Genomic DNA, 13,487 nt, shown 5'->3' with positions numbered 1-13,487 from the left:
GATTCCGGGCCGTACGGGTGTTGAAGACAGGTGGCGATGAGCCGCGGAAGCGACGATGGGACGGATGCCATGCCTCTCGAAGGTGAGTACGAACCCAGCCCGACGCAGTGGGTGCGCAAGCAGGTGGAGCTGTACGAGAGCTCCGGCGGTACGGAGGGGACGACACTGCAGGGCTCGAAGATGCCGGTCGTCATCCTGACCTCACGGGGCGCCAGGAGCGGCAAACTGCGCAAGACGCCGGTGATGCGCGTGGAGCACGAGGGGCGTTACGCCGCGGTGGCCTCCCTCGGCGGATCGCCGAAGCATCCCGTCTGGTACTTCAACCTGCGGGCCGACCCGCACGTGGAGCTCCAGGACGGGCCGGTGAAGCGGGACATGACCGCCCGTGAGGTCACGGGCGAGGAGAAGGCGGCCTGGTGGGAGCGGGCCGTCGCGGCCTACCCGGCCTACGCCGACTACCAGAAGAAGACGGACCGGGACATTCCGGTGTTCGTCCTGGAGCCGGACGAGACCGGCTGACGCGGGGCCGGCCGCCCGTGCGGGCGGCCGGCAAAAGAATCTTCCTTCCCCCGGATGTGTGAACCGGCACCGGCGGGGCACGCGAGATTCAGGCCCCGCCGCGTTCCCCCGTCGCGGCGGGGCTTTCCGCTGCCTCGCGGGCGGGCCGGTCGGTCACGTCGAGGAATATCTGCTCCGCCTCGGGCACCGTATGGGCGATGGACCGCTTGATGCGCACGGCGACCTCCTCCACGCGCTCGCTGTCCAGACCGGGCACCAGGTCGACGCGGGCGGCCACCAGGGCCGTGTCGAGGCCGGTCTTCATCGTGAACAGCGCCTCCACGCTGTCGATCTCCGGCTGGGCCCGCAGCAGCGCCTCGATCCGCCCGCTCGACTCCGGGTCGGCCGCCTCGCCGATCAGCTGGTCACGAGCCTCACGGCCCAGCCGGAAGGCCACGTAGACCAGCAGCGCGCCGATCGCGAGGGAGGCCGACGCCTCCCACACCACCTGGCCGGTGGCCATGTGCAGCGCCATGCCCACCATGGCCAGGGTGACGCCGAGCACCGCGGTGCCGTCCTCGGCGACGACCGTCCGCAGGGCCGGATCACGCATGCCCGCCACCACTCCCCCCTGCCCGCGCACCTGGTACAGCGCCCGCACCAGCGAACCGCCCTCCGCGAGGAGGGCGATCCCGAGGACGATCAGGCCGGCGACATAGCCGTCGAGATCCTCCTCCGCACCACTCGTCAGGGCCTCGAAACCCTGGAAGAAGGAGAAACAGCCGCCCATGACGAAGATCCCGACGGCCGCGAGGAGCGACCAGAAGAAGCGCTCCTTGCCGTAGCCGAAGGGATGACGCCGGTCGGCGGGGCGCCGGCTGCGGCGCAGCGCCGCGAGCAGGAACACCTCGTTCAGACTGTCGGCCACCGAGTGGGCCGCCTCGGACAGCAAAGCCGGTGACCCGGCTGCCAGGCCGCCGACGGCCTTGGCCACCGCGATCACCAGATTGGCCGCGAGCGCCACCAGCACGGTGACACGTGTCCTGCGATCACTTCCCTCATCACTCACTTCCGCCGATTGCCCCGGTCGGCGGTGCTCACACCGTGCCGTCCGCGGAAAACGGGGAACGCGTTCACCAGGGTTCACGTACGGCAAGGAGGTCACCCCCATGAGCCGCGACGACGGCGACGACGGCAACACCGGCTACGGAAGGAGGGCGTTCACACGCTCCAAGGCGCATTTCGCGGACCGCATCACCGCCGACGGCCGGGACGGCTGGCCGGTGGAGGCCGGCCGCTACCGTCTGGTCGTCAGCCGGGCCTGCCCGTGGGCGAGCCGGTCGCTGGTATCCCGGCGGCTGCTCGGCCTGGAGGACGCCCTGTCCCTGGCCGTCGCCGACCCGATCCAGGACGACCGCAGCTGGCGCTTCACGCTGGACGAGGACGGCCGCGACCCGGTCCTCGGCATCCGCTACCTCAGCGAGGCCTACGACCGCCGCGAGAGCGACTACCCCGGCGGTGTCAGCGTGCCGGCGATCGTGGACGTGGCCAGCGGGCGACTGGTGACCAACGACTACCAGCAGCTCACCCTCGACCTCGCGACCGAGTGGAGGGCCCTGCACCGCGACGGCGCGCCCGACCTGTACCCGGACGCGCTGCGCGACGAGATCGACGAGGTGATGGCGGACGTCTACGAGGACGTCAACAACGGCGTCTACCGGGCCGGTTTCGCCACCGGGCAGGAGGAGTACGACGCCGCCTGCGCGGGTGTGTTCCGGCGGCTGGAGCAGCTCGCGGCCCGGCTGGAACGGCAGCGGTACCTCGTCGGCGACACGATCACCGAGGCGGACATCCGGCTGTTCACCACGCTGGTCCGCTTCGACGCCGTCTACCACGGCCACTTCAAATGCAACCGCTGGAAGCTGACGGAGAACCAGGTGCTGTGGGCGTACGTCCGCGACCTTTACCAGACGCCGGGATTCGGCGACACCGTCGACTTCGACCACATCAAACGCCACTACTACCAAGTGCACACGGGCATCAACCCGACCGGCATCGTGCCGCTGGGCCCGGATCTGTCCGGCTGGCTGACCCCGCACCGGCGTGAGGAGCTGGGCGGCCGGCCGTTCGGTGACGGCACACCGCCCGGGCCGGTCCGCGCCGAGGAGCGGATCCCGGCGGTGCACACCCCCTGACCCCTTTCATTCCCCTCAGCGATCAAGGAGTTCTCGTGGCGAAGAAGAAGATGTCCCTCGCGTACCAGCCTTTCGGGTTCGTGCTCGGCTGGTCGGGCGGCTGGCTGGCCGGGCTGGCCTTCCGCAAGACGTGGATGGCGATCCGGCACGAGGAGGACGCGCCCGACGCGCTGGACAAGGACCGTGGCTGGGGCGAAGTGCTCTTGGCCGCCGCGATCCAGGGCGCCCTCTTCGGGGTGGTGCGCAGCGCCGTGGACCGCGCGGGCGCCAAGGCCATCGAGCGTTCGACCGGCACGTGGCCGGCCGGTGAGAAGGGCGGCCGGGACTGACACCGCGACGGCCCCGCCCGGCCTCTGCCGGGCGGGGCCGTCCCTGTGCGCCCGGCCGTCCGCCCCGATCGTGTGCCTGCGGGGCGCGCCCCGGTGCGCGGGCCCACGGCTCCTGGGCCGCCGGACCTCGCGGCGCCCGGTGAGCCGCGCGCTCAGCCCTGCTTGGGTGTTGTCGGTGCGGTGCGGCGCACGATGAAGGAGTGACCCGCCGGGTCGGCGTAGCCGCGCTCCTCCAGCGGGCCCGAGGGCTCCTTGGCCTCCAGGGGGCGGCCGCCGAGGCTGATGACGCGGCGTTCGACCGCGTCGAGGTCGTCGACCACGAACTCCAGATGGGCCTGGAGGGAGTTCTCGGGGCGCGGCCAGCTGGGCGGAGTGGCGTTGACGTCCCGGCGCAGTGCGACCCGGAAGCCGTCGGCGGTCTTGATCTCCACCCGGTTGGCCGTGACGTCCGACTCCTCCCCCTCCAGCAGCTCCTTGTAGAACACGGCGAGCTTCTCGGGCTCGGCGCAGTCGAGCACGAGGACCCCCGCTTTCACCAGTGCCATGTCTCCTCCGCAGGATTCCGGTCGCAAGGCGGTCGTGCCCCGCGGACCCGTATCCTGCGGATATCCCGGACCGGCCGATTCAGTCGGTCGGCAACCACCGCCCGTCACGCATGAGTTCGCGGCCCTCGAGCTCATCGGCCTCCCGCCAGGCCTGGATCCGCCGCGGCACGACCCGGAAGTACAGATACGGCGTGGCGAGCCGACGGGGGTCGAACCCGGTCTCGGCGGCGAAGAGTTCGGCGTCCTGCTCGGTCAGCTCACCGGGCTGCGCCGTCTCGACGGTGCCCTCGACGAGGACGACGTCACGGGTCGGCCCGATGCCCACCCGGGCCCGGCCGGACCCGGCCAGGTTCCGTCCGGTGGGGCTGGACGCGGGTGTGGCGAAGAGCAGGTACGAGCCGTTCCAGAGGAAGGACAGCGGGACGAGGTACGGCGTCCCCGTCGCGCGGTCCGCCGTGGCGACCCAGGCGTCCACGTCGTGGTCCAGGCGGTGGAGGGTGTCCTTCTTGCGCTGCTCGGCGCTGCGAACGGGTGTCATCGCGGTGGCCTCCTGGCGAGTCGTCGAACGGACTCGGACCAGTGTGGCGTCCCGGGCGTCGGAGGCTCGGCGGACAGGCCGTGCCCCGCGGGGGAGGAGGCAGGGTACGCAGTTCAAGCGCTTTTCGCAGTAACCGAGATCACGGCCTTGTCACGGAATGGCCGATTCGCGCCGTGGGCAGTCTCGTACCGCTTCTCGATTCAAGGTTCGTCGTGCGAAGCCGAGTTCGAGTGCGCGGCCGGTCATGGCACCGTCAGCTCGCAGGGGCGGGGGGGCTCTGCGGTCCGTCTCCCGAAAGGAAGCACATGCCTCAGGACGTCCGGTTCGACCTCCCCTTCGACACACCCGTCAGTGAGCATCTGGAGTCCGCCCGGGCGCGGCATCTGCGCTGGGTGTGGGAGATGCGCCTGGTCCGCAGCCGGGAGGGGTTCGAGGAGTACAGGTCATGGGACCTGCCCCTGGCCGCCGCCCGGACCTATCCCCACGCGTCGGCCGAGGACCTGGTCGTCCTGATGAACTGGTTCTCCCTGGCCTTCCTCTTCGACGACCAGTTCGACGTCGGCCGGCCGGACCGGGCCGACCGCATTGCGGAGGTCGCCCGGGAGCTGATCGCCACTCCCCTGCGCCCGGCGGGCAGTCCGCCCCGGGTGGTCTGTCCGATATCCCTCGCCTGGGCCGAGGTGTGGAACCGCCTCTCGCATGACATGTCCCTGACATGGCAGACGCGGTTCGCCGCCTCCTGGGGCAGATTCCTCGTCGCGCACTGCGAGGAGGTCGACCTGGCCGCCCGGGGCCTGGAGGGAACGCTCGCGCTCGACGAGTACACGGCCTTCCGGCGCCGTACGGTCGGCATCCACCACAGCATCGACGCGGGTGAGCGCAGCCGCGGTTTCGAGGTGCCGGCTCAGGCGATGGCGCATCCGGTGATGGAGCGGATGCGCGATCTGGCGGCGGACACCATCGGGTTCATGAACGACATCCACTCCTTCGAGCGGGAGAAGCGCCGCGGCGACGGCCACAACCTCATCGCCGTGCTCCGCCGGGAACGGGGCTGCTCCTGGCAGGAGGCCGTGGACGAGGCGTACCGGATGACGATCGGCTGTCTCGACGAGTACCTCGAACTCCAGGAGAGCGTTCCCGGGATGTGCGACGAGCTGCGGCTCGACGACGCGGAGCGGGACCGGGTGCGGATGGGGGTGGAGGCCATCCAGCACTGGATCAACGGCAACTACGAGTGGGCCCTGACGACCGGCCGCTACGCGGCGGCGAAGCAGGGCGCGGTGGCCACGGCCGAACAGGCCGGGCGCGGCTCGGTGGACGACCTGCTGACCATATGACCGGGTGGGGCCCGGCCGGACGTCCGGCCGGGCCCCACCCGGCGGCCCTATACGGCGAATTGGACCGGCAGGCTGTCCAGCCGTGACTCCCAGGTGGAGGCGGTCGAGGTCAGCTCCTCCGGGGGCACGGCCAGCGTCAGGCCCGGCAGGCGGTGCAGCAGGACGTCCACCGCGATCTCGATGATGGACTGGCCGATGCTCTGCCCGGGGCACTCGTGCGGACCCGAACTGAACGCCAGGTGCGCCTGGTTGCCCTGGACCGAGACGCCCGTGTCCGGCCGGATCTCGGGGTCGGTGTTACCCGCCGCGAGGCCCAGCACCAGCAGGTCGCCCTCCTGGATCCGGTGTCCTCCGAGCTCCAGGTCGCTCGCGGCGAACCGGCCCGGCAGCACCGCCAGCGGCGGGCTGTTCCACATGACCTCCTCCACCACGGCGGAGATGTTCAGCTGCCCGCTGATCAGTCCGGACAGCCGGGCGGTGTCGGTGAGGACGATCTGCAGCACCCGGGCCAGCAGGTTGCTGGTCGTGGTGTGCGCGGCGATCAGCACCAGACGCAGATGGCTGACCACCTCTTCCTCGTCGAGACCGGCCGCGTGCCCCAGCAGGGCGGTGGTGAAGTCGCCACCGGGCTCGGCGCGCTTGCGTTCGGCCAGTTCGCCGAGGATCACCATGATGCGCTCGTTGTGCGCGAGGGCGTCCTCACCACCCTTGAGGACGTGGGCGCAGGACTCGACCAGGTCGCGCCCCTCCGCCTCGGGGAGCCCGAGGATGCGCGAGAGCACCAGCATCGGCAGGTACTCGGCGTAGTCCGAGACGAGGTCGGCCCGGCCGGTGTCCGCGAACGCGTCGATCTGCTTGTTCGCGAGGCGGGTCGCGTGGCGCCGGATGCCGCGGGCCGCCGCCGCCTGGAGCCCGTCGGTGACGGCCGCACGCAGCCTGCGGTGCGGTTCGCCGTCCTGGGACACGCAGTCCGGCCGCCAGCCGATCATCGGGATGAGCGGCGAGGTCTCCTCGACGCGCCCTTCGGCCCAGTCCCGCCAGATCCTCGCGTCCCGGCTGAACTGGCGGGGGTTGTCGAGCACCCGCCGGTTGTCGCGGTAGCCCAGGACCAGCCACGCGGGCACGTCCCCTTCGAGCAGGACCGGCGCGACCGAACCGTGTTCCTTGCGCAGCCGCTCGTAGATGCCCGCCGGGTCGGTGGCGGCGTCCGGGCCGTACAGCCGGGCCGGGTCGGCCCCGTGGTGGGCGACGGGGCAGCCGCGCATGGCCTGGAGGCCGGCTTCGGTCGAGTCGTTCATCGGGGCTCCAGGGCCACGGCCGAGCGTTCCTTCAGATGGTGGATCAGGGCGACCAGGACATCCCGGCTGGAGGCCCGGTCGCGGGCGTCGAAGGTCACCACCGGGGTGTTCTCGGGGATGTCCAGGGCGTCCCGGATCTCCTCGACGGGGTAGTTCCGGGAGTCGGGGAAGACGTTCAGCGCCACGACGAAGGGGACGTCCTGCCGCTCCATCTCCTCGATCGCCCGGAAGCTGGACTCCAGACGGCGGGTGTCCACCAGGACGATCGCGCCGAGCGCCCCCTTGAACAGCCCGTTCCACAGGAACCAGAAGCGCTCCTGCCCGGGCGTGCCGAACAGGTACAGCACCAGGCTCTCGTTGATGCCGATCTTGCCGAAGTCCAGACTGACGGTGGTCTGCGTCTTGTCGGCGACGCCGATGAGGTGGTCGACGTCGGCACTGGCCTGGGTGAGGGTCTCCTCGGTGGTGAGCGGCTTGATGTCGCTGACCGACCGGACCATGGTGGTCTTCCCGGTGCCGAACCCGCCGGCGATCATCACCTTCACCGAACGGGTGTCCCCGGCCGAGCCTCCGGGTTGGTCAAAGCCTTTCAAGTCCACTGAGTACCTCCTCAAGGAGCGCGAGGTCGGGCCCGCGGCCGGCTTCGTGTGCCGGGATGGGATTACGGGCTTCGACGCGACCTGCGTCCAGCAGGTCGGACAGCAGCACCGCGAGAATGTTGAAGGGGAGCCCGAGATGAGCGCCGAGTTCGGCGACCGACAGCGGGTCGCGGCAGCGGCGGAGTATCTCCTCGTGCTCGTGCTGCATGCCCGGTAAAGGGGCGGCGCGGGAGACCACCAGGGTCGCCACGTCGAGGCTCGACGCCGAACCGCCCGGTCCGCTGCGCCCTCCGGTGAGGACGTAGTAGCGCTCGAGACCGGACGGGTCCGACGGCCTGCGGGGAGCACTCATCCAGAGTGCTCCTCCTGGCGCGGAGTGGTACCGAGGAGCTCACCCATCCTGCGGGCCAGGTCCCTCATCTGGTGTCCGAGCAGGCCTTGGTCGAGACCTTCCCTGGCGAGGACACCGAGGTACGTCTCCACACCCGCGCGCACGACGAAGAGGTGCCCGCCGTCCACCTCGATCATCGCGAGCCGCAGTTGCCCGGCGTACTTGGGGAACTGCTCGGCGACCGGCTGGGCCAGGGCCTGCAGGCCGGCCACCACGGCGGCGAAGCGGTCGACGTCGTCGGGGTCTTCGGCGCCGTAGGAGGTGATGGCCTTGCCGTCGCTGGAGGCCACCAGGGCGAAACGGATCTCCTGGATGCTCTCGACGAGATCGCGGAGCGCCCAGCTCACGTCTGTTCCTTGTTGCGTCATGAGGACTGATCGCTCTCTTCGGTGCGGTGCTCGGTGTACTCGCGGCCGGCGACGGTGTCGCGTTCGTCGGCCGCCGGGAAGGCCTCCGCCGTGTCGCGTCCGGCGGTGGCGAAGGCGGCGAGTCCCGAGAAGGACGCGTCCGGCGGGACGGCGGCGACGGTTCCCCGGTCGGTCCGCCCGGCCTGCTTCGACGCCTCCGTCTCGTTCCGCTTGCTGCGGCGCCGGGGCAGCCCACCGGGCGTGGTCTCCCCGGTCTCGGCCTGCGCGGCCGGTGGGGCCGGTGCGATGACCGTCTCGGGGGCCGGGGCGGCCGGGGCGGTGCGGACCTCCGGCGCGGTCGCGGCCGTGGGCAGGGGAGTGAAGTACTTGTGCGGGACCACGATCACCACGGACGTACCGAGCCACGGCGAGTCCGCGAAGGTGACGCGGATGCCGTAGCGGCGGGCGAGGGCGCCGACGACCCGGAGACCGATGTTGGCGTCCTCGGTGATGCCCCCGAGGCCCGCGCCGGGCGCGGTGCCCGCGAGGGCGTGCTCGGCCTCGCGCTTCTTCTCCTCGCTCAGGCCCTTGCCGGAGTCCTGGATCTCGATGCCGACCCCGTTGGGCACCTCCTTGCCGGAGATGAGCACCGGCTCGGTGGGCGGCGAGTAGCGGGCGGCGTTGTCCAGGAGGTGGGCCAGGATCAGCGTGAGGTGGTCCACGAGACCGCCGTCGACGCCGAGTTCGGGCAGATGGCGCACCTGGATCCGGTGGAAGTCCTTGATCCGGCCGATGCCGCCGCGCACCACGCTCAGCAGCCGCTGTGCTTCCTGCCACTGCCGGCCGGGCCGGTCCGAGCCGCCGAGCACACCGATACTCGCGGCGAGGGAGTCGGCGGGGCCGAGCTCCTGGTCGAGCTCCATCAGGCCTCGGGCGACGGCCGGCAGGCGGCCGTGCTCGCCCTGCATCTCGTGCAGACGGCCACGGAGCTTGCTGGTCAGGACGTGGATGCGGTTGCCGATGCTGATCACCGCCTGCTCGGCGGAGGTGGAGCGGTCGAACTCCGCCTCCAGGCCGACCAGGGAGGTGCGCAGCAGCTTGCGCAGTTCGGTCTGGAGCTCCGAACTGACCTTGGCGCACTGGTTGACCGTGGGCAGCAGGTCGTCGATGGCGTCGCCGGCACGCAGCTTCTCCATCGCGTCGGGCAGCTGCTCGTCGGCGAGCCGGGCGACCGCGGCGAGCTGGTGGGAGAGCTGCTCCTGCCAGACCGCGGCCTGGTCGGCGAGCTGGGCCTCGTAGGACGTGGCCTGCTCGGTCAGCCGTTCCTCATAGGCCCGGGACCGGTCGGCGAGCTGCGTCTCGTACGTGGCGCTCTGGTCGGCCAAGCGCCGCTCGTACGTCGCGTTCTGCTCGTTGAGCTGGGACTCCAGGGTGGCGCGCTCAACGGCGAACTTGCGTTCCAGGGCCGCCACGTGCTGCTGCCACTGCTGGTTGTGCTCGGCCTGCGTGGTGCGGAAGGAACCCTCCGCCCGGTGCAGTTGGGCCCGGGTGCGCAGCAGCAGGCGCACGCACACGGCACCGGCCGCCGTCGCCGCGACTCCGGCGACGGCCGCGGATATTCGCTCCGAGCTCATGAACGTGGCGGCAACGGTCCCGCCTCCCAGTCCCAGCGGCAACAACCACCAGCTGTACCAGGCGACAGGGGCCCGCGCCGCCGGTGGCGGAGTGGCGAGTTCCATCTGCATCCTTCGAAGCAACACGAATCAACAGGGGGGGTGTGGACCGCACTCATGAGTACGCACTGCGGGTCGACCGGACGCGATCGCGTCAACTCGCAGCGCCAATGGGAACCTTATCGGGTTTCGACCCCAAAGGATCAACCGCGCCCGCCCGCCGGAGGTGAGGGTTCCGTCACGCTCTGAAGGAAGGCAACAGGTCGACAAATGTCTTTGCTGGCAGTGGAATTGGCCGCTTACCAGGTCGCGCGGGTGCCCCGGCCGCCGGCGGGCGGTCCGGAACGTGCGGCGGCAGGCGTGCGGGGAGCCCTCGATCGCCGCGTTCAGATGCCGGCGCGGGGAGGCTCCGGTCGCGAAGCCCACCCGGCACGCGATCTGATTGACCGTCAAGCCTCGGACCGAACCCGCGCATCGCCTCCTGCCGTGAACCGCGCTGCTCCGGCCATTTCTTGGGCGCGATTCACGACACGACCGGCGTCGCGGAGGCTCAAAGGCGCTGGAACTCCAGCGGATGCCGGTCCCCGGGCCCCGCGCTGCTGGATCAGCCGGCGGACCGGGCTGAGACCCACCTCGTCGTGGCAGCGGCGGGTGAAGGTGCGCCGGCTCATCCGGGCGTGACCGGAGAGGCCGGCCGGAGTGAGCGGTTCGTCGAGGCGCTCCAGGGCCCGGGCGCGGGTGGCGACGGTGCTCGCGGCACCCTGCTCGGGGACGGACTGCTCGACGTACTGGGCCTGGCCGCCGTCCCGGAAGGGCGGGACGACGCGACGGCACGCGACGCTGTTGACCAGGTGGCTGCCGTGATCCTCGCGGACGAGGTGCGGGCAGACGTCCACACCGGAGGCGGCCCCACCCGAGTCGTCCCCGGCCGCCGCGCCCCCGGCGGCGGGTCGGCGCGGCGGTCGTGCCCGGTCCGGTCGCGGACGCGGGCCGTGACGCCCGTCCCCGGGGGCAGGCGGCCGTCGTGGCCGCCCGTCCCCGGGGCAGGCGGCCACGACGGTGTCAGAACGTCAGGACCGGCTTGATGGTCTTGCCCGACCTCATGTCCTGGGCCGCCCGGTCGATGTCCCCGAAGGGGTAGGTGCTGATCAGGCGGTGCAGCGGGAGTCGTCCGTCCTTCACCAGGCGGACCAGGGCCGGGATCATGGTCCGGGTCTCGCTGTCGCCGAGGGTGAGACCGACGATCCGCTTGCCGCCGAGCAGGCCGTTGACGTCCAGGGCGACCTCCGTACCGAAGGGCGGGGCGCCGACGACGACCAGGGTGCCGCGGGCGGCGAGCGCGTCGACGCCCTGGCGCAGGACTCCGACGTTGCCGGTGGTCTCCACGACACCGTCCGCGCCCTGCCCGCCGGTGATGTCGGCGAGGGCCGGGGCGAGGTCCGTGCCGGTGGTGTCGACGGTGTGGGTGGCGCCCAGTTCCTCGGCCAGCGACAGGCGTTCGGCGACCCGGTCGACGGCGACGATCCTGGTGGCCGGGGTGAGGGCCGCCGCCATCACGGCGGACAGGCCCACCGCTCCGGCGCCCAGCACGACGACCGTGCCGCCGGCCTCGGGCTTCAGAACGTTCCACACGGCACCGACACCGGTCTGCACTCCGCAGCCCAGCGGGGCGATCGACTCCAGTGGCACGTCCGGGTCGATCTTGACCAGGCTCCGCTCGTCGGCCAGGGCCCGCTCGGCGAAGGAGGACTGGCCGAAGAAGTGGCCGCCCAGCGCCTCGCCGCCCCGGCTGATGGTGCTCGTCCCGTCGGCCCTGCTGCCGCCGATCAGGTTCAGCGGCAGCCAGGTCGCACAGTACGCGGGGTGCCCGCCGCGGCAGTTGCGGCAGTCGCCGCAGGAGGTGAAGGAGAGCAGGACGTGGTCGCCCGGCGCGACGCCGGTGACGGCCGGCCCGACGGCCTCGACGACGCCGGCGCCCTCGTGGCCGAGGACCCCGGGCAGCGGGAAGGGCAGTCCGCCGCCGGCCACCCCGAGGTCGGTGTGGCACAGGCCGGTGGCGACCATCCGGACCAGCGCCTCGTGCGGGCCGGGCTCGTCGAGGACGATGTCGGAGAGGGTGAAGGGCGCGCCGCCGGACTCGACGACCGCGGCACGGGTGGTGGTGGGCATCGCGATGACTCCTTGACGGTGCTCAGTCGAGCGAGACGACGACGGACTTGACCTTGGTGTAACCGGCGAGCGCCTCGGGCCCGTATTCGCGGCCGTAGCCGGAGTCCTTCACCCCGCCGAAGGGCACCGCCGGGTCGAGCATCGCCCAGTCGTTGATCCAGACGATGCCCGCCTGGAGCCGGTCGGCGACCCGGTGGGCGCGGGCGAGGTGGCTGGTCTGGACGCCCGAGGCCAGGCCGTACGGCGTGGAGTTGGCGAGGGCGACGGCCTCGTCCTCGTCGTCGAAGGGCTGCACGGTGAGGACCGGGCCGAAGATCTCCTCCTGGATGACGCGGGAGTCGTTGGCCAGGTCGGCGATGACGGTGGGCTGGTAGTAGTAGCCGCCGTCGAGGTCGAGCCGTTCCCCTCCGCAGACGATGCGGGCGCCCTCCTTGCGGGCCAGGGCGACGTACTCCTCGACCTTCTTCAGGTGCTTCTCGGCCGCCATCGGGCCGATGACGGTGGCCGGGTCGCGCGGGTCGCCGACCGGCACACCGGGCACGGCTTCGGCGAGGATCCCGAGCAGGGTGGGATACACCGAGCGGGCCACCAGCAGGCGGGGACCGCCCATGCAGAACTGACCGGTGTTGAAGACGAAGCCCTTGATGACCGCGCCGACGGCCTTCTCCAGGTCGGCGTCCTCGAACACGAGGTGCGCGGCGTTCCCGCCGAGCTCCATGGTGACGGGCTTGAGCGCCTCACCGGCGACGCTCGCCACGTGACGGCCGATCGCGGTGGAGCCGGTGAAGGCGACCTTGTCGACACCGCGGTGCCGCAGCAGCGCCTCGCCCGCCACCGGGCCACTGCCGGTCACGACGTTGACCACACCGTCCGGGACGCCCGCCTCCTGGAGCAGCCGGGCCATGTACAGGGCGCTGAGCGGCGTCTCGTCGGCGGGCTTGTGGACGACCGTGTTGCCGGCCGCCAGCGCCGGGGCGATCTTCGAGCCGGCCAGGATCAGCGGGAAGTTGAACGGCGTGATCGCGGCGACCACACCGAGGGGCTCGCGCTTGGTGTAGGCGAGGGCGTTCATGGGGAGGTCGCGCAGGGCGCCGTCCTGGCTCTGGGCGAGATGGGCGTAGTACTCGTAGTCGTTGGCCGCGTTGGTGATGTCGACCGCGCCGCACAGCGTGATCGGCTTGCCGACGTCAAGGCTCTCCAGCGCGGCGAGCTCGTCGGCGTTCTCCCGGATCAGCTCGGCGACGCGGTGCAGTATCCGGCCGCGCTCGCGGCCGCTCAGACCGGACCAGGCACCGTCGTCGAAGGCCTCGCGGGCGGCGCTCACGGCCGCGTCGACGTCGTCGGGACCGGCCTCGGCCACGGTGGTGACGACCGCGCCCCGGGACGGGTCGACCACCCCGGTGCGCGCCCCGTCGGCGGCCTCGCGCCATCGGCCCCCGATGAACAGCTGCCCGGGTGTGCTCTCGAAGGTGGTCATCGCCACTCCTCAGCGTCGTCGCCAAGATTTCAACAAACAGGATTCCTGTCTGTGCGCAGTCTCTTTACAGACAGGTTTCCTGTCAATGGTC

The 13,487-nt window shown here is 71.4% G+C and carries 15 protein-coding genes; 4 read left to right on the top strand and 11 right to left on the bottom strand.

The annotated features are described in order from the left end of the window. Positions 1 to 69 precede the first annotated feature (69 nt). Positions 70 to 519, top strand: a complete 450-nt coding sequence (locus ABTX62_RS06995; protein ID WP_352115201.1) for a nitroreductase family deazaflavin-dependent oxidoreductase — start codon at positions 70 to 72, stop codon at positions 517 to 519. A gap of 88 nt (positions 520 to 607) precedes the next feature. Here ABTX62_RS06995 and ABTX62_RS06990 read toward each other — a convergent pair whose 3' ends face one another. Further along, entirely contained in the window at positions 608 to 1,528 is a 921-nt protein-coding gene (locus ABTX62_RS06990; RefSeq protein ID WP_502997914.1) for a cation diffusion facilitator family transporter, read from the bottom strand. A 139-nt stretch (positions 1,529 to 1,667) separates the two neighbouring features. On the opposite strand from ABTX62_RS06990, the gene ABTX62_RS06985 reads away from it, so the two are divergent. Together ABTX62_RS06985 and ABTX62_RS06980 are read left to right on the top strand one after the other, a co-directional pair. Then, positions 1,668 to 2,693 carry a glutathione S-transferase family protein gene (locus ABTX62_RS06985; RefSeq protein WP_352115199.1) on the top strand — a complete coding sequence of 342 codons (1,026 nt, stop codon included), beginning with the start codon at positions 1,668 to 1,670 and terminating at the stop codon, positions 2,691 to 2,693. Between the two features lie 50 nt (positions 2,694 to 2,743). Next, the gene (locus ABTX62_RS06980) at positions 2,744 to 3,022 is read left to right on the top strand and encodes a DUF4235 domain-containing protein (RefSeq protein ID WP_352115247.1); all 279 of its coding nucleotides are present in this window, start codon (positions 2,744 to 2,746) and stop codon (positions 3,020 to 3,022) included. Positions 3,023 to 3,174: 152 nt separating this feature from the next. Here ABTX62_RS06980 and ABTX62_RS06975 read toward each other — a convergent pair whose 3' ends face one another. Further along, positions 3,175 to 3,567: a VOC family protein gene (locus ABTX62_RS06975; RefSeq protein ID WP_283972742.1), complete on the bottom strand. Its 393-nt coding sequence runs from the start codon at positions 3,565 to 3,567 to the stop codon at positions 3,175 to 3,177. Between the two features lie 79 nt (positions 3,568 to 3,646). Then, positions 3,647 to 4,105 (bottom strand): pyridoxamine 5'-phosphate oxidase family protein, encoded by a 459-nt coding sequence (locus ABTX62_RS06970; RefSeq protein ID WP_352115198.1) that lies wholly within the window; start codon positions 4,103 to 4,105, stop codon positions 3,647 to 3,649. Positions 4,106 to 4,410: 305 nt separating this feature from the next. On the opposite strand from ABTX62_RS06970, the gene ABTX62_RS06965 reads away from it, so the two are divergent. After that, entirely contained in the window at positions 4,411 to 5,442 is a 1,032-nt protein-coding gene (locus ABTX62_RS06965) for a 7-epi-alpha-eudesmol synthase (protein ID WP_352115197.1), read from the top strand. Between the two features lie 47 nt (positions 5,443 to 5,489). On the opposite strand, the gene ABTX62_RS06960 is transcribed toward ABTX62_RS06965, so the two are convergent. The 8 genes from ABTX62_RS06960 to ABTX62_RS06925 all read right to left on the bottom strand — a co-directional run bounded on the left by ABTX62_RS06960 (position 5,490) and on the right by ABTX62_RS06925 (position 13,396). Beyond that, positions 5,490 to 6,740 carry a cytochrome P450 gene (locus ABTX62_RS06960; protein WP_352115196.1) on the bottom strand — a complete coding sequence of 417 codons (1,251 nt, stop codon included), beginning with the start codon at positions 6,738 to 6,740 and terminating at the stop codon, positions 5,490 to 5,492. Further along, the gene (locus ABTX62_RS06955; RefSeq protein WP_283972746.1) at positions 6,737 to 7,339 is read right to left on the bottom strand and encodes a GTP-binding protein; all 603 of its coding nucleotides are present in this window, start codon (positions 7,337 to 7,339) and stop codon (positions 6,737 to 6,739) included. The genes ABTX62_RS06960 and ABTX62_RS06955 overlap by 4 nt, the downstream gene beginning before the upstream one ends. Continuing rightward, a complete protein-coding gene (locus ABTX62_RS06950; RefSeq protein ID WP_030845180.1) occupies positions 7,320 to 7,691 on the bottom strand; it encodes a DUF742 domain-containing protein in 372 nt (123 codons plus the stop codon). The genes ABTX62_RS06955 and ABTX62_RS06950 overlap by 20 nt, the downstream gene beginning before the upstream one ends. Further along, positions 7,688 to 8,098, bottom strand: coding sequence for a roadblock/LC7 domain-containing protein (locus ABTX62_RS06945; RefSeq protein WP_283972747.1), 411 nt, complete (start codon positions 8,096 to 8,098; stop codon positions 7,688 to 7,690). Before ABTX62_RS06945 ends, ABTX62_RS06950 begins: the two co-directional genes overlap by 4 nt. Beyond that, positions 8,095 to 9,816, bottom strand: a complete 1,722-nt coding sequence (locus ABTX62_RS06940; protein ID WP_352115195.1) for an ATP-binding protein — start codon at positions 9,814 to 9,816, stop codon at positions 8,095 to 8,097. Before ABTX62_RS06940 ends, ABTX62_RS06945 begins: the two co-directional genes overlap by 4 nt. A 383-nt stretch (positions 9,817 to 10,199) precedes the next feature. Then, positions 10,200 to 10,646, bottom strand: coding sequence for a hypothetical protein (locus tag ABTX62_RS06935; protein ID WP_502997913.1), 447 nt, complete (start codon positions 10,644 to 10,646; stop codon positions 10,200 to 10,202). A gap of 166 nt (positions 10,647 to 10,812) precedes the next feature. Then, positions 10,813 to 11,919 carry an NAD(P)-dependent alcohol dehydrogenase gene (locus ABTX62_RS06930; RefSeq protein ID WP_352115194.1) on the bottom strand — a complete coding sequence of 369 codons (1,107 nt, stop codon included), beginning with the start codon at positions 11,917 to 11,919 and terminating at the stop codon, positions 10,813 to 10,815. 22 nt (positions 11,920 to 11,941) lie between these two features. Beyond that, positions 11,942 to 13,396, bottom strand: coding sequence for an aldehyde dehydrogenase family protein (locus ABTX62_RS06925; RefSeq protein ID WP_352115193.1), 1,455 nt, complete (start codon positions 13,394 to 13,396; stop codon positions 11,942 to 11,944). Positions 13,397 to 13,487 lie beyond the last annotated feature (91 nt).

Origin of the sequence: Streptomyces sp. NPDC096046 (assembly GCF_040303285.1) — a bacterium.
Lineage (GTDB): Bacteria > Actinomycetota > Actinomycetes > Streptomycetales > Streptomycetaceae > Streptomyces.
This window is presented reverse-complemented; position numbering and strand designations above follow the sequence as displayed.